A 22850-nucleotide genomic window follows, 5' to 3' on the forward strand; every position below is an offset into this window, starting at 1 on the left:
CCGGCGGTAGGCTAGGGGTATGAGCACTCTCGAGGGTTTTGAAGCCCAGCTGCGCGACCTGCCCAAAGTATCACTGCACGACCACCTGGACGGGTCCCTTCGGCCCTCCACCCTGATTGAGCTGGCCAGCGAGATCGGCCATGAGCTGCCGAGCGCCGACCCTGAATCACTGCAGGAGACGTTCCGCAGCAACGCAAACTCTGGCGACCTGCTCAAATACTTGGAAGCGTTCGCGCACACCACTGCGGTGATGCAATCAGCGGAGAACCTGCGCCGGGTGGCGCGGGAGTACGTGGAGGACCTGGCCGCCGACGGCGTGATCTATGCGGAGGTGCGGTGGGCTCCGGAGCAGCATCTCGCTGGGGGCCTGACCCTGGATGAAGCAGTCGACGCGGTCCAAGCCGGGCTCAATGAGGGCACTGAGGCCGTCGAGGAGCAAGACGGCGTGATCGCAGTCGGGCAGCTGATCTCCGCCATGCGCCAGGCTGACCATGCCGAGGAGATTGTCGAACTCGCGCTGCGGCACCGGGATGCTGGAGTGGTGGGCTTCGACATCGCTGGGCCTGAGGCGGGATTCCCGCCCTCCCGATTCGCCTCCAGCTTCACCCGGTTGGCCCAGCAGATGCTCCCGGTCACCGTGCACGCCGGGGAGGCTGACGGCATCGAGTCCGTGCGCAGTGCTCTGGTGGACGGCCGGGCCCAGCGGCTGGGTCACGGCATCCGGGTGGCCGAGGACATTGCACTCACGTCCGGACCTGAGTCGCGGTCGAAGACCGGCGACGGCGGAGAGGACCTCATCGAGGTGGAACTTGGCCCTGTGGCCACCTGGGTCCGTGATCGGCAGATCCACCTGGAGACGTCCCCCACCTCCAACCTCCAGACCGGTGCCGTTTCCGCCCTGACCGGGAAGAGTCCCTCAGAGATGCCCCACCACCCCTTTGACATGCTGTACCAGCTAGGTTTCAACGTGGGAGTCAATACTGATAACCGCCTGGTCTCTGGTGTCACGCTCAGTGGGGAGCTCGCCGCGCTTGCGGAAGCCTTCGACTACGGACTGGCTGAGCTGGCTGATTTTCAGGTCAACGCTATCGAAGCAAGCTTTCTGGGATATGAGGAGCGCGAGGTGCTCGCCGCTCATATCCTTGAGGCCTGGCAGTGACTGCACTTCCGCATATGGAGCAGCTGCGCGACATCATCGCCCAGCTGCGTGAGCACTGCCCCTGGACCGCTGAGCTGACCCACCAAGCCCTGACCCCCTACCTGTTGGAGGAGGCTCAGGAAGTCGCTGCGGAGATTGAGGCGGGGATCGTGGGGGAGCCGCTGCGCAAGGAACTTGGTGACATCCTCCTCCAGGTGGTGCTGCACGCAGCGATCTCTCAAGAGCGCGGGGAGTTCGATTTGGACGGTGTGGCAGAGGCCATCTGTGCCAAACTCATCCGGCGCAACCCTCACGTCTTCGAGCCGAATGGGACGCTGAACCCCAAGGAGTCAACAGTTGAGGAGATTGACGCCGCCTGGGACCGAATCAAAGCCCAGGAGAAGGCTGAACTCGACTAGGCTGGGGACCAGTCAATGGTGACCGAAGTCCCGTCGTCCCCTTAAGCCAAGGAGAATCCATGTCCCTGATCGCTAGCGTCTTCGGCCGCGAAATCCTCGACTCCCGCGGCAACCCCACGGTGGAGGTCGATGTTCTGCTCGATGATGGGAGCTTCGGCCAAGCCGTCGTCCCCTCGGGAGCGTCCACCGGCGCATTCGAGGCTGTGGAGCGGCGCGACGGCGACAAACAGCGCTACCTGGGGAAGGGCGTCACGGAGGCTGTGAAGGCGGTCAACGAGATCATTGCTCCAGCGTTGGAGGGCCTGGACGCCACGGAGCAGCGATCCCTGGACCAGGTGCTGCTAGACCTCGACGGCACCGAGAACAAGGGCAGCCTCGGAGCGAATGCCATCCTGGGCGTCTCGCTGGCGGTCGCGAAGGCGGCGGCGGATGCATCGGACCTGCCGCTCTACAAGTACCTCGGTGGGCCGAACGCTCACCTGCTTCCGGTACCCATGATGAACATTCTCAACGGCGGTTCACATGCAGACTCCAATGTGGACATCCAGGAGTTCATGATCGCCCCGATCGGTGCGGTGACGTTCTCCGAGGCGCTGCGCTCCGGCGTGGAGGTTTACCACGCGCTCAAGGCCCTGCTGAAGGAGAAGGGCCTGTCCACCGGGCTGGGTGACGAAGGGGGTTTCGCACCCGACCTTCCGTCGAACCGGGCTGCGCTGGATCTGATCACCGAGGCCATTGAACGGGCCGGTTACACACCAGGGGTAGATGTCGCCCTTGCCCTGGATGTCGCCGCCACCGAATTCTACTCTGAGGGCGCATACACCTTTGAGGGTGAGCAGAAGACACCGGAGCAGATGAGCCAGTACTACAGGGAGCTGGTGGAGGCCTACCCGCTAGTCTCTATTGAAGACCCGCTGGACGAAGATGACTGGGAGGGGTGGAAGACACTGACAGACACCATCGGAGCGCAGGTCCAGCTAGTCGGTGACGACCTCTTCGTCACGAACCCCGATCGCCTCGCCAAAGGTATCGACAGCAGCACCGCCAACTCCTTGCTGGTCAAGGTCAACCAGATCGGGTCGCTCACCGAGACTCTGGACGCTATCTCACTTGCGCAGCGGAGTCGGTACACCACCATGATCAGTCACCGCTCCGGGGAGACTGAGGACACCACAATCGCCGATATTGCTGTGGCGGTGAACTCCGGACAGATCAAGACTGGTGCTCCCGCGCGTTCAGAGCGTGTGGCCAAGTACAACCAGCTCCTGCGCATCGAGGAGGAGCTCGGAGATGCTGCGCGTTTCGCCGGTGCGTCCGCCTTCCCGCGCTTCGCTGCGTCCTAGGGCTGCCCCGACTCTCCGGGAGGGGCACTGCCCACAACAATCCCGGCGCCTCTGCGTGTCCTAGGGTCCGCTTATACTGGCCCGCCAGTACGCTGAGGTTCTGTAAGAACGCTTCCCATCAGTGGTGTGCTCGCCGGTTCTGGCCTCCCGCGGCTGAACCGGCGAGACATACCTAATTAAGGCGGTGACAGTCGTGCCCCGACACGCGCGCAGCTCAGATGCGGCCGCCCCCGCACCGGAAACCTCCGCCAGCGGCAGCAAGCACCGGGCGCAGACAAGGGCAGAACGAGCCCGAGCTCGGCGCCTCCAGGAGCGCGAACAGGTCTCAGGTGAGATCCGCACCCCCGATGAAATCACCGCCCGCCGTGCCCGCCAGGCGGACCGGCCTCGGCAGCACACCCAGCGGCCCTCGACCAGGACACCGGTCTCGGCCCGGACCCTGGTGCCGGAGCGGACCTTTTCCGGCCGGATGATTGTGCTGACGATCGTCACGCTGGTGGTGATCTCCTTCCTTGTGCCGACCGTTCGCACGTACATGCAGCAGCGTGCCGAGCTCAACGAGCTGGCAGCAGAGATCACCGAGGAGCAGCAGCGACAGGAGGAGCTCTACTCCGAATTGGCACGCTGGGATGATCCGCAGTTTGTGCAGCGCCAGGCCAGGGAGCGGATTAACCTCATGGTCCCAGGGGAGCGCAGGTACCACGTGATCGGTGATCTCGATACGGTGGACATTCACACAGACTCGGCTGAGGACGCCACTGAGGACGTCAACTGGGCGGACGACTTATGGGAATCGGTCATCGAATCAGCTGAGCAGTAAAGTGGTGTGCTGTGAACCGCGCACCCCTACCCTCGTCCACTCCGACTCAGGAGGATCTTGACACGCTGAGCCTCCAGTTGGGCAGGCCGGTGCGCGACGTCGTCGAAATCCCGGCTCGTTGCATCTGCGGGAGCCCGCTGGTTGCCGCCACGGCACCCCGACTCTCCAATGGGATCCCCTTTCCCACCACGTTCTACCTCACTCATCCGACCCTGACGGCGGCCGTCTCCCGGCTCGAAGCAGCAGGAGTCATGGCAGAGATGACACAACAGCTCAGTGAGGATCAGGAGCTGGCGGAGCAGTATCAGAAAGCCCACGAGCATTATCTTCAGGAGCGGGAACGCATCCGGAAGAAGGCAGGTCTGGAGCCGGTCTGGGAAATCGAAGGCATCACCGCAGGTGGAATGCCCACGCGAGTCAAGTGCCTCCACGTGCTTGCCGGGCATGCACTGGCAGCCGGCCCCGGAACCAACCCCCTGGGAGATCAGACTCTGAAACTGATCAGCCCTGAATGGACCCCGGAGACCTGTGCATGTGAGACTGCGTGGGACCACAGTGCCGATGTCCCCGTCGCAGACCTGTCGCGCCACGTGCGCCGTCTCGAGGAAAGAGAATCATCATGAGAGTCGCCGCCATCGACTGTGGCACCAACTCCATCCGCCTGCTGATAGCCGATGTTGACCTCCCGGGCAGCGGTGCGCTGAGGGATGTGGTCCGCCGCATGACCGTTGTGCGTCTTGGAGAGGGAGTCGATCAGACCGGAAAGTTTTCCGCCGAGGCCCTGCGACGCACGTTCGCAGCGGTTGACGACTACGCCGCGCTCATTCGTAAGCATCAAGCACAAGCGGTCCGATTCGTGGCCACATCTGCCTCTCGGGACGTCAGTAATCGCAGTGAGTTCATTGCAGGAGTCAAAGCGAGACTCGGGGTGGAGCCGGAAATCATCCGCGGGTCCGAGGAAGCCGGGCTCTCCTTCTCGGGGGCAGTCTCGGTGCTGGACTGGGATTCGAACCGAAAGGTCTTGGTGGTCGATCTGGGTGGAGGGTCCACCGAATTTGTGATGGGCACCTGTGCTGGGGCCGAGCACGCCACCTCGACTGATATGGGTTGTGTGCGTTTCACCGAACGGCATATGCGCACGGACCCTCCCGAAGAGACTGAATGTTCCATGGCGACCTTCGAAACTTTGACTTTCCTGGAAAACGTCGCGCAGGTGATGCCGCTGCACGAGATTGAGACAGTCATCGGTGTGGCCGGCACTGTCACCACCGTCACCGCTCATGCGCTGAAGTTGGAGGACTACGACGCCGAGACAATTCATGGAGCCGAACTGTCACTCGATGCCGTCCAGCAGTCGGTTGAGCAGCTGATCCACAGCACCCGGGACCAGCGGGCCGCTATGCCGTTCATGCACCCAGGCCGGGTTGATGTTATCGGCGCCGGTGCGCTGATTTGGGGCACCATCTTGGACTACCTCAACAAGATCACTGAGGGTCGAGTCACCACCGCTATCGCCTCGGAGCACGACATTCTGGACGGACTGGTGATGTCTGTGGCCCGCGATGAGCCGGCTGCCCAAGAGGTCACGAGTTGAACCGGATCGGACGCAGGGTCTCATCAGTCGGCGTCGTCGGGCTCTTAGCGGCACAGCTGATGGCCGCGCCAGCTTACGGTCAGGGGCCCCGTGGCGACCAGTTCTGGCTGGAGGACTACGGGATCACCGAGGCTTGGGAGACCACCCAGGGTGAAGGAATCACAATTGCCGTGATTGACACGGGGGTCGACGGCGACCATCCCTCGCTCGAGGGAGCCACAGTCGGGGGCACCGACGTCTCAGGGGGAGGCGACGGCAGTGGAGGCCCTGTCACGCAGACCAATACCGAACACGGCACCTTAGTAGCCTCCCTCGCGGCAGGACGTGGCGAAGAGCTGCCCGAGGAGATGGAAGCTGAAGACTTTGACGACCTCTCCGACGAGGAGTGGGACGATTGGTTTGACGACTTCCTCGCCGATTTGGAGGAGATCTACGGCGAAGACTGGGAGGAAGAAGTCGACGAAGACGTCCTCGACGAATTCTACGAAACCCGCAGCTTCCCTGGAATAGAGGAAGCTGAGGACGACGACTCCGATGAGGTGGACCCCGAGTCACTGCCGTGGCCGGAGCGCCCTGCGGGGGTCGTGGGGGTCGCCCCGGAAGCTGAGCTCTTATCTGTTTCGCTGGTGCTGGAAGACCCTAACCCGTACGGCCCCGGGACAGAGGACCAGATCGCCCAAGCTGTGACCTGGGCCGTGGACAACGGCGCTGACATCATTAACATGTCGATCGGCTCAGGGACCCAGGATTGGCCAGAAAGCTGGGACGAGGCATTCATGCACGCGGAGCAGAATGATGTCCTGGTCATCGCCGCAGCGGGGAACCGGGCCGCCGGACATTGGTCCGTGGGTGCGCCCGCGACGATTCCTGGTGTCCTGACAGTCGCGGGGGTGGACCAGGAACGTGACATCAGTCAGGAATCGTCTTCCCAGGGCATCGCCATTGACATCGCCGCAGCGTCCGAACCGTTGGTGGGCGCGCTTCCCGAGGGCGGCTATTCCGCCTGGACCGGCACTTCGGGAGCCACCCCCATTGTGGCAGGAGCCGCTGCCCTAGTCATGGCTGCACACCCAGAGCTCTCGGCGCAGGAGGTCAAGCACCGTCTGCTGACCACGGCGGACTCAGCCGGAGCTGACGGCCTCGACCCGGAGTATGGTCACGGGGTGCTGAATGTTGATGCGGCAGTCAGCGGCAGCGTCCCAGACTTCAACGCAGCCGACTACGACACTCTGGAAAACTGGATCCAGGTGCACCGCCGCTCCGAGTCCGATGCGCAGGACGCAGGTGACATTCCTGAGGACGCGGATGTGGAGGCGGGCCCTGAGGGGGAGCCCCGGGACCTGCCACAGGCGGCTGAGGTCAGGTCCGCCCAAGACTGGGCAGGACCTGTCACCCTGGGCGTCGGCGCTCTGGCTCTCGTGGTGCTGATGACTCTGGCGGCCCTCCATCTGCTCTCTCGCCGCGAGACCGACTGACCCTCAACAGCAATGGCGCCCTGCCGCAAGGACCGCAGAGTCCACAGCGATCACGTCTTTTTGAAACCGATATAGGATGGAGCCCATGGCACTGAAGCTCTCTGAGAAACCCCGCATTCTGATCGTAGGCGGCGGATACGTCGGCCTGACGGTCGCCCAACAGCTGCAGAAGAAGGTCAAGGCGGCCGGGGGAATCGTCACCCTGGTGGACCCACTTCCGTATATGACTTACCAGCCGTTCCTCCCTGAGGTGGTCGGCGGTCACATCGAGGCCCGTCACGCCGTAGTGCCGCACCGACGGCACCTAAGAGACACCGAGGTGATCACAGGAAAAGTCACATCCGTGGACCACGGTGCGAAAGTTGCGATGGTCGGGCTGGGTGAAGGCGACAGCGTGGAAGTGCCCTACCAGGACATCGTCATGGCGGCTGGCGCCACGACCCGGACCTTCCCGATCGAAGGCCTTGCTGAGAACGGCATCGGCCTGAAGACGATTGAGGAAGCCATGGGCCTGCGCAATCACATTCTGGAGCGGCTTGAGTCTGCATCGGTGATGACCGATGAGGCCGCAAAGCGGCGCGCTCTGACCTTCGCTGTGGTCGGCGGCGGGTTCGCTGGCATCGAATGCGTCGCGGAGATGGAAGACATCATTCGCGCTGCCGTGAGCCAAAACCCGCGACTCTCGCAGTCAGACGTGCGAATTGTGTTGGTCGAAGCCATGGGCCGCATCATGCCGGAAGTCACCGAGGATCAGGCGGTCGGAGTGGTGGAGCACCTGCGTGGCCGCGGCGTCGAGGTGCTCCTGAACACCTCGCTGGGTTCCGCGGTTGATGGCGAACTGACACTCATCTCCATGGCAGACAAGTCCGAAGTCGACTCCTTCGCCTCTGACACGCTGGTGTGGACCGCCGGTGTCGCGGCCAACGCCGTGGCGCGCAGCTCATCCTTCCCGGTCGACGAGCGTGGTCGCCTCACCGGCTCGGCCACCCTGCAGATCCTCAACGAGGACGGCGATATCATCGAAGGCGCCTGGACCGCCGGAGACATTGCAGCGATTCCGGACCTGACCGGTACCGGCCCCGGCGGTTTCTGTGTGCCGAACGCCCAGCATGCCTGGCGCCAGGCGAAGCTGCTGGCCAAAAACCTCTACTCCGCGCGCTTTGGCGACGGCAGGATCGCCGAGTACAAGCACGACTCGTTGGGTGCTGTCGCGGGTCTGGGACTCTACAAGGGTGTCGGTAACCCGATGGGTGTGAAGATCAAGGGCCTGTTGGCCTGGGCCGCGCATCGCGGTTACCACGGTATGGCCATACCTACTGTCGAACGCAAGGTTCGCGTGGCCGGTGGCTGGGTCAATGAATTGGTCTTCGGACGCGATGTGACCCCCCTTCCCGATCTCGAGAACCCGACCCAGGCCTTCTATGAGGCAGCCGGGGGCGGAAAAGCTAAGGCCAAGGCCAAGAGCTGAACCTAGCTGTTCTCGCAGGGGGAGGGCTGTGTTGAGATCTTCGCCCTCCCTTCGCCCCCTATAGCCCAACTGGTAGAGGCAGTCGACTTAAAATCGATACAGTCTGGGTTCGAATCCCAGTAGGGGGACAAAGGTCCACGCCTCCCGGATAAGCAGCCTCGCGATCGGCCGTATGCTGGTCCAATGGCATTGACGGCTGGGCAGATTGTGCAGGCCGCCCATAGGTTGGTGGCCCAGTATGGTGTGCAAGACGTTTCCATGCGTCGAGTGGCCGGGGAGCTAGGCGTGCAGCCTGGCGCTCTCTACTATCACGTACCTAATAAGCAAGAGATGCTGCGGCAAGTCGCGCATCGCGTGCTGGAGCCGCTGCGAGAAGTTTCGGGCGAACCTCTTGACCTGATGCAGGGTTTGCGCAGGTTGATCCTGGAGCTGCCGGACGGCGGCGACCTCATCCTTATCGCGTACTCCCTGGACCCGGAACTTCCACCTGTCCCGGCTCTGTGTGCGGCGTTGCAGAGTCAGGGCCAGGACTCTCGCCAGGCGAGTGACGGGGCCGGTGTGCTCATGCGCTACGCACTGGGGGCGTTGGCCGTTGAGCAGAATGCACGCCTGTTCGGCCGCCTTGATGATGAGACGAACCGTGTCTATGAGCAGGGGCTTATTGCTCTGCTGGACGCTGAGGTGAAGAAAGTGACTCACGGGTGATTTGAACACCGTTCAATTTACACTTAAAGTGCTTCTAGCTAAATGTCATTGCCCGTACATCCACCGAAGGGTGCGCACCATGTCCAAGCCAGCCGCCGAGGCGAGTTCCACCGAGATGACGTCTCGGCGTCATCGCGCGCCGATCACAGCTCAGGACATTGCACTGATTGGTGTATTTGCCGCGCTGATCGCCGTTCTGGCGTTTGCCCCACCGATCCCGGTGGGGAACTTCGGAGTGCCCATTACCCTGCAGACGCTGGGTGTCGCGCTCACTGGTCTGGTGCTGGGCCCCTGGCGGGGTGCCGCCGCTACCGGGCTTTATGTGGCTCTGGGTCTGTTGGGACTGCCGATCTTTGCCGGGTTTGTGGGCGGCTTCGGAGTATTGGCAGGACCCTCCGCGGGCTATCTTCTGGCCTTCCCGCTGACTGCGCTGGTCACTGGGTTCATTGCACGTGCCGTGCTGAGTCGGGGCCCTGTGCGCTGGCGCGTGCCGCTCCTGTTTCTTGCCGCCATCTCGGGCAGCATGTTGGTGACTCACCCCCTGGGGATCCTTGGAATGAGCATCAACCTGGAAGTCGGCCTGCGCGAGGCCTTCTTCTTTGACATCGCGTTCTGGCCCGGGGACGTGGTCAAGTCGCTGGTCGCGGCCGGAGCTGCCGCTCTGGTGCATCGAGCTGCCCCCTGGATCCTGACGAGGCGATGACTTCTCCCGCCTCAGGTGGAATCGCGTTCAGGGGGGTCCGTGTCTTCGCGGGGGCCCGCCTGCTGTTGAACGTTCCTGACCTGCAGCTGACCGAGACACGAATCACGGTGATCGGGCCTAATGGTGGTGGCAAGTCCACCCTGCTGCAACTCGTCAACGGGCTGGTTGAGCCGACCGAGGGCTATGTGAGCGTCGATGGTCAGGACACCGTGGATCAGGGCAGAGCGGTACGTCAGCGAACAGGCTTCGTCTTTTCCAGCCCAGCCGCCCAACTGGTGATGCCCACCCCCTTGGAGGATGTTGAGCTCTCGCTGCGGCGCAGCCTCCGTGACACCTCCAAACGCCGTGCCGCTGCCCTGCGGTGTCTGACAGAGCTGGGCATCGCTGAGTTGGCAGAGCGGAGCTCCCAAGAGCTGTCCTCAGGTCAGCAGCAACTCGTTGCCCTCGCGACCGTTCTTGCTCTGCGGCCGCAGATCCTGGTGCTCGATGAGCCCACGACGCTGCTCGACCTGGTCAATGCGCAGCGCTTCAATCAGCGGGTGGAGAAGCTGGGTCAGCTGCACGGCATCACCACCATCACTGCCACGCACGACCTCGACCTGGCCGCACGCGCGGATCGCACGCTGCTAGTCCATGACGGCAGGATTATTGCCGATGGTCCTCCAGGAGATGTGATCAGCACCTATCGACACCGAAGTGCTGTATGAGAATACCCCGGCGCCCCCGTCCACTGCGCCCGCGCGAGCAAGTATTGGGGCGCCGAGCGCCCGGAGACAGTTTTCTCCACCGAGTCCCCAGCGGCGCCAAAGTGCTAGTGCTTGCACTGGTGACTGCGACGGTGCTGCTGGCCCGGGACCCGCTGGTGAGCGCCGGCGTCGTCGGAGTGGTGCTTGGCGCGGTCGTCGCGGCGCGCATCCCACTTCTGATGGTCCTGGGCCTAATTCGGCGACTATGGATCCTGTTGGTGGTGCTTGTGGTCCTGCAGGTGATGCTCAACGACCCGCTCACCGCTGCTGAGGTCCTCAGCCGGATCCTGGCCTGTCTGCTGGCCGCCCAGCTGCTGCTGCTCACCACCGAGCCTGCCGACCTTGTGGGAGTGCTGCGTCGGGTGCTTGCGCCGCTCCGACCCTTCGGCGTCCGTCCGGGCCGGGTCGCACTGGCTGCGCTGATCATGCTGCGTGCCATTCCGTACCTGGCCGACTTGTTCCACTTGGGGGGGCAGCAGGCGCGTGCGCGCGGATTGGAGCGCGACCTTCGCGCCCGGACTGTGCCGCTGCTGCTGGGTGCCGTAGATCATGCCCGCAACACAGGCCGAGCGCTGAACGCTCGCGGTATTGAAGAAGTTTGAGTCGGCCGGGCCCGTCACGCGGAATATTCAGTGTGCGGGTGCTTGTAGAATAGATACAGGCTACAACTTCGCCGTTGACGACGTACCCCATGAAGGAGAGCGCAACCACTATGGCCATGCAATTTGGCAGCTCCAGCAACCCGGTGTTCAAGTCCGGTGCTATGCCTGACCAGTTCAATGCGGATAAGCGCCGTCGGTTCTACATGGACTCCGGCGCCGGCACTGTGCGCGAAGAACGTCAGCAGAAGACTTACGCCCAGCAACATGGCGTGCCGCAGACAGAGGACCTGCAGCGGCAGTACGACTTGCCCGAGCACGCTGGGCGAGAGGGCACTCCGATGACGTATGACGACGTCATCCGCAAGACCGTCACCAGCTTCGCTGTGCTGTTGGTGGGAGCCGGCGCCGCGGTGACGCTGGCGACCATGATGCCCGGAATCGTCATGGGTCTTGCCCTCGTCGCCCTACTCGGTGGTCTGGTGCTGGGGCTGGTCAACGCTTTCCGGCGTGAGCCGAACCCAGGGTTGATCCTTGCATACTCGGCTACCCAGGGTTTCTTCTTGGGCGCTTTGACGTGGGTGTTGGAGATGGCCTACCCAGGTGTAGCCGTGCAGGCCGTGACGGCGACTCTGGTGGTCTTCGGTACCGTGCTTGCGCTGTTTAAGTCGGGCAAGGTCCGCGCTACTCCGAAACTCACCAAGTTCTTCTTCACCGCACTGATTGCCTACGCCGTCTTCAGCTTGGTGAATTTGGGCATGGTGATGTTCACTGACATCGGAATGTTCGGCATGCGCGCCGGGTGGTTGGGTGTAGCAATTGGCGCCTTCGCCATTCTGCTTGCCACCTACTCCCTGGTGCTTGACTTCACCAACATTCAAGAAGGTGTAGAAGCTGGTGTGGAGCAGAAGTACGGTTGGGCAGCAGCCTTCGGGCTCACCGTCTCCCTGGTGTGGCTCTACATCGAGATCCTCCGCGTGATCGTCATTCTCCGCTCCATCACCGAGTGAGCTGACAGACTTCAATATCACCGAAGGGCCCGCTATGCGTTCTCCGAACGTGTGGCGGGCCCTTCGTGCACCCGACCATGAGGACCGCAGGTCAGCCACCGAGCATTCCCGAGGTTCCGTGACAAGATGGAAGCCATGAGCACTGGTTACTCACCAGAAGACACCGCGGAATCTGCCACGATCTTCGCGGCTGACAACGCGCCTGCGGCTGACTCCGCACATCCGAACGGAGACCAGGCGGCCCTTGGTTCCAAAGAATCGGATGAGAACCGCCTGCGTCAGGACATCCCGTGGGGAGTGCGCATTGCTGCGGAATGGTCCTGGCGGGTCATCATCATTCTCATCGCCGTGGGTGTGACGATATGGCTGCTCAGCCACGTGATGCTCCTGCTCATCCCGCTGCTCATAGCGGGGCTTCTGGCCTCGTTATTGCGGCCGCTGCACAACGCGTTCCGCAAACTCAAGTTCCCGCGGATCCTGGCTGCCATGACCTCCATCCTGGTCCTCATGGGCGGGGTCTTCGGCATCCTCTACTTGGTCGGCAGTGAGATCGTCTCTGGTTTCGCTGAGATGGCAGGTCAAGTGGAGACCGGCATCGTCGAGCTCATCGACTGGGCGGACGAATTCGCCCGCAGCTTCGGTTTGGAGGTCTCCACCGAGCAGTTCAATCAGGGTCTCGAGGAGGCGCTGAATTGGATCGAGGACAATTCGGATGCCATTATGTCTGGCGCTGCCGGTGTCGGCTCCGTCGCCGGAAACATTGCCATCGGTACAATTCTCGTACTTTTTACCCTCATCTTTTTCCTTTCAGACGGTCGTCGGCTCTGGGACTTTATGGTGCTTTTCGTGCCGGCCAAGCACCGCCCAGCCATCCATGGCGCGGGGCGCAGAGGATGGACCGCGGTGGGCACCTACATGCGGGTTCAGGTGTTCGTGGCTTTCGTCGATGCGCTCGGAATCTATATCGGCGCGGTCATTCTGGATGTCCCGCTTGCCCTCCCGATCGCCGTGTTGGTCTTTTTCGGTGGGTTCGTCCCCGTCGTCGGTGCTGTGGTCACCGGCGCCGTCGCGGTATTGCTGGCCTGGGTCGCCCACGACTTCATGACAGCACTGCTGATGCTCGGCGTCGTGCTTCTGGTGCAGCAGATCGAGTCAAATGTGCTGCAGCCGATCATCATGGGCAAGGCGGTCAAACTTCACCCACTGGCTGTGGTGCTCGCGGTGACGGCCGGTACTACTCTGCTGGGACTCATTGGGGCGCTCTTCGCGGTGCCGGTCCTGGCCTTCATCAAGCGAGCCACGCAGTACCTCAATAAGGAGGAGTGGCGCGGAGACGCTGAGGCTTTGGCCATGGAGCAGGACGTCAAGGAAGAGGCTCTGCGCCGTGCTGCTCAGCAGGAACAGCTCGAGGCCGAGGAGCAGGCCAGTACAGCATCGCTCAAACGCCGAATCTTTGAGACCATCCCAGTGCTGGACCCACAGAAACACGGGTCCGGGCGTGGCAAAGATCCGGAGGAGGGCGAGGGCGAGGCTGAGACTTCCAGTCAAGGTCCTGACCCCCACCATGGAGCCCAGCGCGCCCGCCGAAGCAGAAGCGACGACGAAGATAAGGACTCGTCCCCGAAATGACCCACTTAGACTCTCTCGAAATGCCCGGTCGCGAGCTTAACGTGCAGCTGAGCGACATCACTTCGGCCCGCGAGCTCCTCGAGGGTGTCATCGTAGACACGCCAATGGAGCACTCTCGGGCCTTGGGGCGGATGCTCGGCGCCACGGTGCACCTCAAGGCAGAGAACCTGCAGAGGGCTGGTTCCTTCAAAGTCCGGGGCGCGTATGTGCGAATGGCTCGGCTGACAGAGGAGGAGAAGTCCCGCGGCGTCGTCGCGGCATCTGCCGGAAACCATGCCCAGGGTGTGGCGCTGGCTGCCAAGAAGCTCGGAGTGGAGGCTACAATCTTCATGCCCCGGGGTGTGGCGCTGCCGAAATTGGCCGCCACCCGAGACCACGGTGCCGAGGTGGTCCTGCATGGCTCAAACGTTGATGAGGCCTTGGCTGAGGCTCAGAGATTCTCCGATGAGTCGGGTGCGGTCTTCATCCACCCGTTCAACCACACCGATGTGGTTGCGGGCCAGGGGACTATTGGACTTGAAATCCTGGAACAGCAGCCCGATGTCGACACTGTGCTGATGGGAATCGGAGGGGGAGGCCTCCTGGCCGGGGCAGCCGTGGCGTTGAAGCAGCAGGCTGCCAAACAGGGCAGAACGATCAAACTGATAGGGGTTCAAGCGGAGAATGCCGCCGCCTACCCGCCGTCGCTGGCAGCGGATGCGCTCGTGCCGCTCAAAGGGGTGCGGACAATCGCCGACGGGATCGCAGTCGGACGGCCCGGTGAAATACCGTTTGAGATCATCAAGGAGCTCGTCGATGATGTGGTGACGGTCAGTGAGGATGCCATCGCTAAGGCTTTGATCTTCCTTATGGAACGCTCCAAGCTCATCGTGGAGCCCGCCGGGGCGGTGGGCGTCGCCGCACTGATGGAGGGCAAACTGGAGGAACTCGGCATCACTCCGAAGAGTGTGGTCGCCGTTCTCTCCGGCGGCAACATCGACCCGATGCTCATGCTACGGGTTATCCAACACGGGCTCGCTGCCGCAGACCGGTTCCTCACTGTGAAGCTGATGCTCAAGGACCGGCCCGGCGAACTCGCGATCATCTCTAAGATCATTGCCGATACCGACGCCAACGTTATAGGCGTTGATCACTCCCGCATCGGGGGAGAGCTGTCCATGGGCAACGTATCGATCGTCATCAATATGGAGACGAAAGGCTCAGAACACTCCGCCTTGGTGCTGAACTCCCTGCGAGCAGAGGGTTACGAGCCCCTAGTGATGAGCTGAGCGCTCCGCGCCCGCGTTCCCACTACCCGGTGTAGGGCTGGGCGGAGAGTATCTCGACCTCGATGTCCTGGCCGTTTGGCGCGGTGTAGCTGACCTTGTCACCCTCTTTGGCGCCGTTGATGGCTTCGCCCATGGGCGAGGCATCGGAGTACACCGACAGGTCAGTATCGCCTGCGACTTCACGGTTGCCGAAGATGAACTCCATTTCTCGACCCGCTACTCGGGCTTTGACCAGCATCCCGGGCTCAACGACGCCGTCGTCTGGCGGAGTGCCGCCGACGTTGGCGTTCTCCAGCAGCTTCGAGAGGTAGGCGATGCGCGCCTCAATCTTGCCCTGCTCTTCCTTGGCGGCGTGGTACCCACCGTTCTCCTTCAGGTCGCCCTCCTCGCGAGCTGAGGCGATACGGTCCACGACTTCCTGGCGACCGGGGCCCTTGAGCTGATCGAGCTCGGCAGAGAGTCGGTCGTAAGCCTCCTGCGACAGCCACTGAGAGTTGCCCTCGACTTCTGTGGTGTGTGCGGACACGGTGCTCTCCTCTTCTAATCTGCAGGCAGCCGGTCGGTTCCACAGACCACTACCTAAATAGAGACCCCGCCGGGGACCTCCCTGGCGGGGTTGTTGCGTAGTGCAACATCTTAGGGAGGAATCAGCGGAAACTCAACGATCCGCGCGTTATTGCGCCCATTGTGAACTGTGGCCGTAGTTCTCAGGGCGACGAAATGCCGCGCCTTGTCAGTCCACCAACCAGCATGAGTCCACAATTCCGGTGACGGCTCGGTGCTCGGTGCGCAGCTCTGCGCTGTAATAGCTGCTGCGGTCCGCGTCCCCACTTCCCTCATGGGGACCGATGGTCACGATCCGCGCGCCCACGATTGCATATGAGTCGTCCAATGCGTGAAGCATGCACTGTGCCGTGTCCTCGAAGTCTTTGGTGACCTCGAAGTCCACTTCAGCGCGAGAATCAGAAACGATGGTGTACCCGACGTCCTGGTAGTCCAACCGGCCAATGCTGAGGCTGATGGTGAACCATACGGTGGTGGCGAACGCCACCAGCAGTGAACCGAAGATGAGCACCCGTTGGGCTCGGGGAGACAAGCCCCTGCGTGGGGGGCCGTAACGACTCGAAACATCGAAGGTCGCAGGACTGCCGGCGGACTCTGGCGTACTCATCAGCGACTATTCTATGTGGTTATGCACCACACCACGTCACCCGAAAGCGCCCCGGAGTCCCCAGCAGTCCCCGCAGACGACCCCCGCGCCGCTGCCGCAGCAGATGAGCTCGAGGCTCGTGCGCCGAGCGCGAACGCCGCCGTGCCGAACTCGGAAGGGCTGCGACTGCTAGCAGTCCATGCTCATCCGGACGACGAATCATCGAAGGGGGCAGCAATGATGGCGGCCTACGCCGACGCCGGTGCCGAGGTGATGGTGGTCACTGTCACCGGAGGGGAGGCCGGAAGTCTGCTGAACCCCGCCGCTGCAGAGGTCCCACAGTGCCACAGGGACCTGACAGGTGTGCGGAGACTCGAGATGGCTGAAGCTGCGCAGGCACTCGGGGTGCAGCACGTCTGGTTGGGATTCCTCGACTCGGGACTGCCGGAGGGGGATCCTCCGCCGCCGCTTCCCTTCGGCTCCTACGCCTCACTGCCGCTTGAACTGGCCAGCGCGCCCCTGGTCCGGCTCATCCGCCGCTTCCGTCCCCATGTGGTGACCTGTTACGACGAGTCCGGCGGTTACCCCCACCCCGACCACATCATGAGCCACAAGACCACTCTGGAGGCGTACCACGCGTCCGGTGATCCTGCGAAGTACCCGGACAGCGGGGAGCCCTGGCAGCCGCAGAAGCTCTACTACGATCGAGCGTTCAATCCTGGTCGGTTCCGAGCTCTGCATGAGGCACTGGTTGCGGCCGGAATCCATTCCCCTTTCGGGGAGAGGCTGGCCCGCTGGGACTCTGATGAGCGGCCGGACTGGCTGACTCACCATGAGGTGACCACACAGGTTCCGGTGGGTGACTACCTCGAAGCGCGTGACGCCGCCCTGCGCGCCCACCGCACCCAGGTGGAACCGGACGGGTTTTTCTTCGCCACTCCCAATGACTTCCTTCGTGAGGTGTGGCCCTACGACGATTTTGTCTTGGCCGATTCCAAAGTGGAGACGTCCATACCAGAGAATGACCTGTTCTCCGGCTTGAGAGGGAACGCGTAGAATAGGGCTTGTGTTCACTTCGGCCGGCGCGTTAGTCCCCTCCCTCACCCAATGGTGGCCGGGCGGTGGTGGCGGCGGGGAATCGCCTGACCTCCGGGATGGACTGAGTGAGGCTGACATTACCCCCGGCATCGAGGGTTTTCTGTTCACCCTGCTGATTGTGGTCATGCTCATAGTCGTGGTCCGTGACCTCGGCAAACGTATGCGCAGAATGAAGTACCGAACTATGGCTGAAGCTGAACTGGCGGGCGAGGAACCCGAGTTCCCCGGTGAGATCACTCCGGCCGGGATCTCCGAGGCCCAGCAGCACGCCCGCACATCAGCAGCCGAGGCGCGATTCGGCTCTGCGGCGCAGTCGCCGGAGTCGCGCAGTTCCGTTGGGCGGTCAGAGCCCGCGGTGGAGAAAGAACCCCGCGTCTAGTTCCAGGCGCCCGGCATTGCCGGAGGCAAGGCGTCTCGTTAAGCTCACCCTTCGCCCCCTCACCTCTGTCGTGTGGGCAGCCTGAGCGCCGAATGTCAGATTTGGACGTTACCAGGCCCCGTCGGATTCTGAGAACGGGGTGAATTGACATCTGTCAGCCCCTCGGCGTTTATCCACAGCCCTGTGGATAACGCACATGTAGAGGTGAGCAATTCGGCAGTCTAGGGACATGCGTTATCCCGAGCCACTGCCAGCGGAGCTGCGCGATGGGCCACTGACTGTACCCCTGCTGCGCGCTCACGGGATCCCAGAGTCGCGGCTGCAGCGCGCTGACATTACCAAGCTGGGTGCGGGCGTCTATTTGGAGCGCAGGACGGCAGAGCAGTTGGACGCGCGGGGTCGGCTGCGCCACAAAGCTCACGGCCTGCTCCTAGACGTGCCAGGCAGCTGGCTCTCCCACACCACACTCGCCACGCTGCGGGGTTTGCCGCTTCATACTCCCCACGACGACGCCATCCACCTCTCCGTGCTTAACACTTGCCCTAATCCCCCTCGCCGCCAGGGAGTGATCGGGCATAAGGCCGCTGCTGCCAGCGATGAGCTCGTCACCCTCGAGGGGCTGCACATGAGCGCTCCACACCGAATGTGGTTCGAATGCGCCGCCTTACTCTCGGCGAATGCCCTGGTGGTCTTGGGCGACTCCCTGGTGCGGCGACCCCGTCCTCGATATGAGGGGCGACGCAAACCTCATGCCACCCTCGAGGCCCTGGGTGCGATGATCCGCCGACACCCGCGGACCCCGGGCCGCTCACGGGCGCGCACCGCCTACGACCTGATAAGAGTTGGCGCTGACTCCGCCCAAGAGACTCTGCTGCGGCTCGCCATAATGCGCGCCGGCCTCCCGGAGCCTGAACTGCAGATTCCAGCGGACCCCCGGCTGCCCAGGTCACCATGTGCCGACCTCGGGTACCGGCGCTGGCGGATCGCGATCCAGTACGACGGCGCGTGGCACTTCGATCCTGCCCGGGCCAAGGGAGATCGGCGGGTCGACCGCTTCTTCCGGGCCCGGGGGTGGACGGTGCTGCGTTATTTTGACGCAGATTCCAGGACCGGTTTTGCAGACGCGGTCCGGGAGATCGCACAGACCATCGACCAGCGGCGAGGCGCCGTCGCTTAGTCCCGCGCGGGATTTTGATCGGACCCCCGCTAAGTAGTGTCAAATTCCTCCGCTCTCACGGTCGACTCAGCGCTGAGAACGAGTGAATTCGACATTCGGCGGTTCCGAGCAACAGTCTCCCGAGAAAGCCGAGCATAGAGGGACAAGGCAGCCCAGGTACCGTGGGGGCATGGCACAGCGGCTCAGCAGCGCGCAATCGGAATACCTTCGTCAGCACGAGGACAATCCCGTGGATTGGTGGCCTTGGGGGCGTGAAGCTTTTGCAGAGGCGGCGCACCGAGATGTCCCGGTCTTCGTGTCCATCGGGTATGCAGCCTGCCACTGGTGCCATGTGATGGCCCACGAGAGTTTTGAAGATGACGCCGTGGCAGCGTTTCTGAACGAACGGTTCGTCAGCATCAAAGTCGACCGCGAGGAGCATCCCGACGTAGACGATACGTATATGGCCGCCACACAAGCGATGACAGGCCAGGGTGGTTGGCCTATGAGTATCTTCGCGCTGCCTGATGGCCGCGTTTTCCACGCTGGGACATACTTCCCACCCCGGCGAGCCGGTCAGGTCCCATCGTTCACCGAAGTGCTTCAGGCCGTCCACGAAGCGTGGATTCAGCGGCGCGAACAGGTTCAGGAGCAGGCCGCCACGATCGCTGGGGCACTAGGTAAGCAGCGGCATCGGCAGGCTCAGATGGCCACCGTAGTGCATACGGATGACGACAACGCCCCCGCCCCCGCCCTGAGCCAGGAGGCCATGGCGGGCCTCACCGAACAGATCCTCGAGGCGCTCATCGCCGATGAAGACACTGTGTACGGAGGGTTCGGCTCCGCCCCCAAGTTTCCGCCCTCACCAGTGTTGACCTGGCTGCTGGAGCAGTCCGCCTGGGAGCTGCGCGAGGGAGGAACCGCAATCGATCGGGCTGGTGGAATGGCGATCCACACCATGGAGGCGATGGCTCGTTCGGCGCTGTTCGACCACGTGGAAGGAGGGTTCGCCCGCTATGCTACGGACCAGGCCTGGCAGCTGCCCCACTTCGAGAAGATGCTTTCCGACAACGCTCAGCTGCTGGGAGCCTATGCCCGGCTCTCCCGTCACCCGGCTGCGAGTGTCGACGTCCGGGCCAGGGCTGAAAGGGTCGCCCGAATGACCCTCGCGTGGCTGGGGGAGCGGATGCTCACTGCTCAGGGGCTGTTGGCCTCCTCGCTGGATGCGGACACTGTGGACGCTGAGGGCCATCGCTCCGAAGGATCGACCTACCTCTTCAGCGACGAGCAGCTCCGTCAGGCGGCCGCCGATGCCGCACTTCCTCAGTCTCATGCGCAGCGGCTCACTGAGCTGAACCGAGGCGTACCGGCCGATGAGCATGCCCTGCGCTCCGGTGTCCCACTCAACATGACTGAAGCCACCCCAAGGACCGTGCACTTCGACGAGCCGATGACCGGCGCGGACCGCGAAATCTGGGAAGCTGTGCTTCCGCAGCTGCGACGAATCCGCGCCGCCCGTGCGCAGCCCTCCCGCGACGAGAAGGTAGTCGCCGCGTGGAACGCCCAGGCTGTGCGCTCTTTGGCTGAGGCTGCGATGATTTGGGACGACCCCGAGGTCCTGACTTTCGCGGAGCAGCTCGGGGAGAAACTCTGGACGGTGCACACTCAGTCCCATGCTGACGGTGTTCAAGTGCACCGGACCTCTTACGGCGGTGCCCGCGGAGAAAGGCTGGGCACCCTGGCCGATCATGCACATGTAGCCAATGCCTGCTTCAGTCTCGCCTCAGCGCTGACCGGAACCGGCCGGGAACATAGCTGGGCGGAGCGGGCCCATGGAGTCCTCACGCGCACCCTCACATGCGCTGTTGTGCGGCATGAAAAGGACGAAGCCTTCACCCTGGCGGACTCCTTTGAGGATTCGGAGGCGCCGGGGCAGAGCGGTCGGCAACTTGCTTCTCCGGTGGACGGGCCCGAGCCCAGTAGCGTCGCTGCCTTGGCCCAGGCTCTGCAGTCTGCGTCCGCGCTTCAGCAGCCTCCTGCACAGATTGACACCGCCGACATTCTTCACCACGTGCCTCTGGTAGGACCCCAGGCGCCGCTGGCTGTGGGCGGTTCACTGTTGGCCGCACGCCGGGCAGCGGTGGGGTCCCCGGCGTTCCGCCTCCTCAGCGCCACGGCTGCGGAACTTGCTGAAGTCAGGCGAGTCGGGGCACTTCTGGGTATTCCGGTGGAGCCGATGGGCGAAGGCGTCGTCGTCGGCGCGGACCAGTCGCTGGCACTCAGCGTGTGTCTGTCCGGGCCGGGCGGGGGAGTGTGCTTGGCTCCGGCGCATACGGTCAGCGCAGCGCTGTCGGGGATCAGCTGATTGCGACGAGGATCGCGGCGTAGTGACAGATGAAACCCACCAGCGTGCATGCGTGGAAGAGCTCGTGGAAGCCGAACCAGTGCAGGGAAAGGTTAGGACGTTTCATCGCGTAGAAGACCGCACCCGTGATGTACGCTGCGCCACCGGCGCAGATCAGAACTGCGGCGATGACGTCTGCGGCGAAGAAGTCCCCGAGGAACCACACGGCAGCCAGGCCCAGCACGATGTAGAACACCGTGTACAGCCAGCGTGGCGCGTCTGTCCAGAACAGCCGAAAGGCCACCCCGCCCAGGGCACCTATCCATACGGCGGAGAGCAGGATGCTGCGTTGCGGGTCATCTAAGAGCGCCAATGTCATGGGAGTGTAGGTGCCGGCGATGATGAGCAGGATGTTGGTGTGATCCAGGCGTTTGAGCACTCGTGCGGTCCGATCCGACCAGCGCCCCAGATGGTAGATTGCGGAGACTGCAAAGAGCAGGAGCCCAGTCACTGCGTATATCCCCGCGGCGATCCGCAGCGTGGTGGTCGGGGCCAGAACTACGACGACGACGCCCGCCACCAGTGCCAGCGGCACCATGGCAGCATGCAGCCAGCCACGCATGCGTGGTTTGAGGGGAATGTTGTTGTTGAGCAGCTGATCTGCAGGCGGGGTGTGCTCTGCGTACGAGGTGTCGGAGCCCATCGAACTAGTGTAATAGCTCAAGATACTTGTCAGTAACTTAGTGGGCGCAAGCTCTGGCCGGTCTGATCCCCTACAGTGGTGCTCGTGACTGAACGCGGACCGCTGAAGCGCTCGCTGCTGGGGCTGACGGATATGGCCTATGCCGTCTACGAACGGCGTCTGCTCAGCGATCTCCGTTCCTGCCGCCTGCCGCGGCACATCGGAGTCATGGTTGATGGCAACCGGCGGTGGGCGCGATTGGCCGGTGCGCATACCGCGGACGGCCACCTGGCCGGCGCAGACAAGATAGTTGAGTTCATAGGCTGGTGTGCAGATCTGGGGATCCCCACAGTCACGCTCTACATGCTCTCCACGGACAACATGAACCGTTCCGACGACGAGCTCGAGCAACTGATGAGCATCATCAGTGACACTCTAGATCGATTGACCGAAGCCAGGCCCGGTGGTCGGCCCGTAAGTGTGCATCCTGTCGGTCAGCCTGAGCTGCTGCCGGAACCGCTGGCCGCCAAACTCTGGGATGTCACGACCGCAACGGGAGCGATTCCCCGCGTCGAGGCTCAGCCGCGCAGGGGTCAAGCAGAACCGTCCGGGGAGCAGCCGTGCATCCATATCAACGTGGCGGTCGGCTACGGAGGACGGCAGGAGATCGTTGACGCTGTGAAAGATCTGATGCGCAGTGCTGCCACCGAGGGCAGAACGCTCGCTGAGGTGGCGGAATCGCTGACGCCCGCTGAAATCGGCGAATGGCTCTACACCCGGGGACAGCCGGACCCAGATCTGATCATTCGCACCTCTGGCGAGCAGCGGCTCTCCGGGTTTCTGATGTGGCAATCGGCGTACTCAGAGTTCTATTTCGCCGAGGCGCTCTGGCCGGACTTCCGTCGCGTGGACTTCCTCCGTGCAGTCCGTGACTACTCAAACCGCCAACGGCGTTACGGTCAGTAGTCGGCGCGCACTCCCAGCACCAGCAGAGCCAAGGCGGCAACGGCACTGCTGTTAACCGAGATTTCACACAAGGTTCGGTGTGTTGACCTGCGCAGACGCCTCCCGAGGTCTACATTGGGGATTGTCAGAACACTGACCGGAAGGCCCACAGCTTGATG

Annotated in this window: 23 protein-coding genes and 1 tRNA gene; 21 read left to right on the forward strand and 3 right to left on the reverse strand. The window is 63.0% G+C overall.

Annotation, left to right across the window (positions count from 1 at the left end; translation table 11 throughout):
• Nucleotides 1-19 precede the first annotated feature (19 nt).
• From D3250_RS08015 to ilvA, 16 genes are all read left to right on the forward strand, one after another.
• On the forward strand, nucleotides 20-1159 hold the full coding sequence (locus D3250_RS08015; RefSeq protein ID WP_119902820.1) for an adenosine deaminase: 1140 nt from the start codon (nucleotides 20-22) through the stop codon (nucleotides 1157-1159).
• Nucleotides 1160-1173: 14 nt separating this feature from the next.
• Entirely contained in the window at nucleotides 1174-1557 is a 384-nt protein-coding gene (locus tag D3250_RS08020; protein ID WP_119903051.1) for a MazG nucleotide pyrophosphohydrolase domain-containing protein, read from the forward strand.
• A gap of 59 nt (nucleotides 1558-1616) precedes the next feature.
• Nucleotides 1617-2900 carry a phosphopyruvate hydratase gene (eno, locus tag D3250_RS08025; protein WP_119902821.1) on the forward strand — a complete coding sequence of 428 codons (1284 nt, stop codon included), beginning with the start codon at nucleotides 1617-1619 and terminating at the stop codon, nucleotides 2898-2900.
• 193 nt (nucleotides 2901-3093) lie between these two features.
• Nucleotides 3094-3720 carry an FtsB family cell division protein gene (locus D3250_RS08030; RefSeq protein ID WP_119902822.1) on the forward strand — a complete coding sequence of 209 codons (627 nt, stop codon included), beginning with the start codon at nucleotides 3094-3096 and terminating at the stop codon, nucleotides 3718-3720.
• An 11-nt stretch (nucleotides 3721-3731) separates the two neighbouring features.
• Nucleotides 3732-4343, forward strand: coding sequence for a DUF501 domain-containing protein (locus D3250_RS08035; protein ID WP_119902823.1), 612 nt, complete (start codon nucleotides 3732-3734; stop codon nucleotides 4341-4343).
• On the forward strand, nucleotides 4340-5314 hold the full coding sequence (locus tag D3250_RS08040; protein WP_192892577.1) for a Ppx/GppA phosphatase family protein: 975 nt from the start codon (nucleotides 4340-4342) through the stop codon (nucleotides 5312-5314). The genes D3250_RS08035 and D3250_RS08040 overlap by 4 nt, the downstream gene beginning before the upstream one ends.
• Entirely contained in the window at nucleotides 5311-6789 is a 1479-nt protein-coding gene (locus tag D3250_RS08055; protein WP_225973221.1) for a S8 family peptidase, read from the forward strand. Before D3250_RS08040 ends, D3250_RS08055 begins: the two co-directional genes overlap by 4 nt.
• An 85-nt stretch (nucleotides 6790-6874) precedes the next feature.
• On the forward strand, nucleotides 6875-8257 hold the full coding sequence (locus tag D3250_RS08060) for an NAD(P)/FAD-dependent oxidoreductase (RefSeq protein WP_119902824.1): 1383 nt from the start codon (nucleotides 6875-6877) through the stop codon (nucleotides 8255-8257).
• 54 nt (nucleotides 8258-8311) lie between these two features.
• Nucleotides 8312-8385: transfer RNA gene (locus D3250_RS08065), tRNA-Leu, on the forward strand.
• Nucleotides 8386-8440: 55 nt separating this feature from the next.
• Nucleotides 8441-8962: a TetR/AcrR family transcriptional regulator gene (locus D3250_RS08070; protein WP_119902825.1), complete on the forward strand. Its 522-nt coding sequence runs from the start codon at nucleotides 8441-8443 to the stop codon at nucleotides 8960-8962.
• Nucleotides 8963-9041: 79 nt separating this feature from the next.
• The gene (locus D3250_RS08075; protein WP_225973222.1) at nucleotides 9042-9665 is read left to right on the forward strand and encodes a biotin transporter BioY; all 624 of its coding nucleotides are present in this window, start codon (nucleotides 9042-9044) and stop codon (nucleotides 9663-9665) included.
• The gene (locus D3250_RS08080; RefSeq protein ID WP_119902826.1) at nucleotides 9662-10372 is read left to right on the forward strand and encodes an energy-coupling factor ABC transporter ATP-binding protein; all 711 of its coding nucleotides are present in this window, start codon (nucleotides 9662-9664) and stop codon (nucleotides 10370-10372) included. Before D3250_RS08075 ends, D3250_RS08080 begins: the two co-directional genes overlap by 4 nt.
• A complete protein-coding gene (locus D3250_RS08085; RefSeq protein ID WP_119902827.1) occupies nucleotides 10369-11013 on the forward strand; it encodes a CbiQ family ECF transporter T component in 645 nt (214 codons plus the stop codon). The genes D3250_RS08080 and D3250_RS08085 overlap by 4 nt, the downstream gene beginning before the upstream one ends.
• A 110-nt stretch (nucleotides 11014-11123) precedes the next feature.
• Complete coding sequence (locus tag D3250_RS08090) at nucleotides 11124-12020, forward strand: Bax inhibitor-1/YccA family protein (RefSeq protein ID WP_225973223.1); 897 nt, start codon at nucleotides 11124-11126, stop codon at nucleotides 12018-12020.
• A 135-nt stretch (nucleotides 12021-12155) separates the two neighbouring features.
• Nucleotides 12156-13649: an AI-2E family transporter gene (locus D3250_RS08095; protein WP_119902828.1), complete on the forward strand. Its 1494-nt coding sequence runs from the start codon at nucleotides 12156-12158 to the stop codon at nucleotides 13647-13649.
• Nucleotides 13646-14917: a threonine ammonia-lyase gene (gene ilvA / locus D3250_RS08100; RefSeq protein ID WP_192892578.1), complete on the forward strand. Its 1272-nt coding sequence runs from the start codon at nucleotides 13646-13648 to the stop codon at nucleotides 14915-14917. The genes D3250_RS08095 and ilvA overlap by 4 nt, the downstream gene beginning before the upstream one ends.
• Before the next feature lie 22 nt (nucleotides 14918-14939).
• Here the strand turns inward: ilvA and greA are convergent, their stop codons facing one another.
• The gene (gene greA, locus D3250_RS08105; RefSeq protein WP_119902829.1) at nucleotides 14940-15443 is read right to left on the reverse strand and encodes a transcription elongation factor GreA; all 504 of its coding nucleotides are present in this window, start codon (nucleotides 15441-15443) and stop codon (nucleotides 14940-14942) included.
• A gap of 207 nt (nucleotides 15444-15650) precedes the next feature.
• Entirely contained in the window at nucleotides 15651-16088 is a 438-nt protein-coding gene (locus tag D3250_RS08110; protein ID WP_119902830.1) for a DUF4307 domain-containing protein, read from the reverse strand.
• Between the two features lie 21 nt (nucleotides 16089-16109).
• On the opposite strand from D3250_RS08110, the gene mca reads away from it, so the two are divergent.
• The 4 genes from mca (at nucleotide 16110) to D3250_RS08130 (ending at nucleotide 21065) form a co-directional block, all read left to right on the forward strand.
• Nucleotides 16110-17123 (forward strand): mycothiol conjugate amidase Mca, encoded by a 1014-nt coding sequence (mca, locus tag D3250_RS08115; protein ID WP_119902831.1) that lies wholly within the window; start codon nucleotides 16110-16112, stop codon nucleotides 17121-17123.
• Nucleotides 17124-17133: 10 nt separating this feature from the next.
• On the forward strand, nucleotides 17134-17544 hold the full coding sequence (locus D3250_RS08120; RefSeq protein WP_119902832.1) for a hypothetical protein: 411 nt from the start codon (nucleotides 17134-17136) through the stop codon (nucleotides 17542-17544).
• 229 nt (nucleotides 17545-17773) lie between these two features.
• On the forward strand, nucleotides 17774-18721 hold the full coding sequence (locus D3250_RS08125) for an endonuclease domain-containing protein (RefSeq protein WP_119902833.1): 948 nt from the start codon (nucleotides 17774-17776) through the stop codon (nucleotides 18719-18721).
• Nucleotides 18722-18890: 169 nt separating this feature from the next.
• Nucleotides 18891-21065 carry a thioredoxin domain-containing protein gene (locus D3250_RS08130; RefSeq protein ID WP_119902834.1) on the forward strand — a complete coding sequence of 725 codons (2175 nt, stop codon included), beginning with the start codon at nucleotides 18891-18893 and terminating at the stop codon, nucleotides 21063-21065.
• Here the strand turns inward: D3250_RS08130 and trhA are convergent.
• Nucleotides 21058-21747, reverse strand: a complete 690-nt coding sequence (gene trhA, locus D3250_RS08135) for a PAQR family membrane homeostasis protein TrhA (RefSeq protein ID WP_119902835.1) — start codon at nucleotides 21745-21747, stop codon at nucleotides 21058-21060. The genes D3250_RS08130 and trhA overlap by 8 nt on opposite strands.
• A 117-nt stretch (nucleotides 21748-21864) precedes the next feature.
• On the opposite strand from trhA, the gene uppS reads away from it, so the two are divergent.
• A complete protein-coding gene (uppS, locus tag D3250_RS08140) occupies nucleotides 21865-22692 on the forward strand; it encodes a polyprenyl diphosphate synthase (protein ID WP_438830142.1) in 828 nt (275 codons plus the stop codon).
• The last annotated feature ends 158 nt before the right edge of the window (nucleotides 22693-22850 follow it).

Origin of the sequence: Nesterenkonia natronophila, assembly GCF_003595215.1 — a bacterium.
GTDB classification, from domain to species: Bacteria; Actinomycetota; Actinomycetes; order Actinomycetales; family Micrococcaceae; genus Nesterenkonia; species Nesterenkonia natronophila.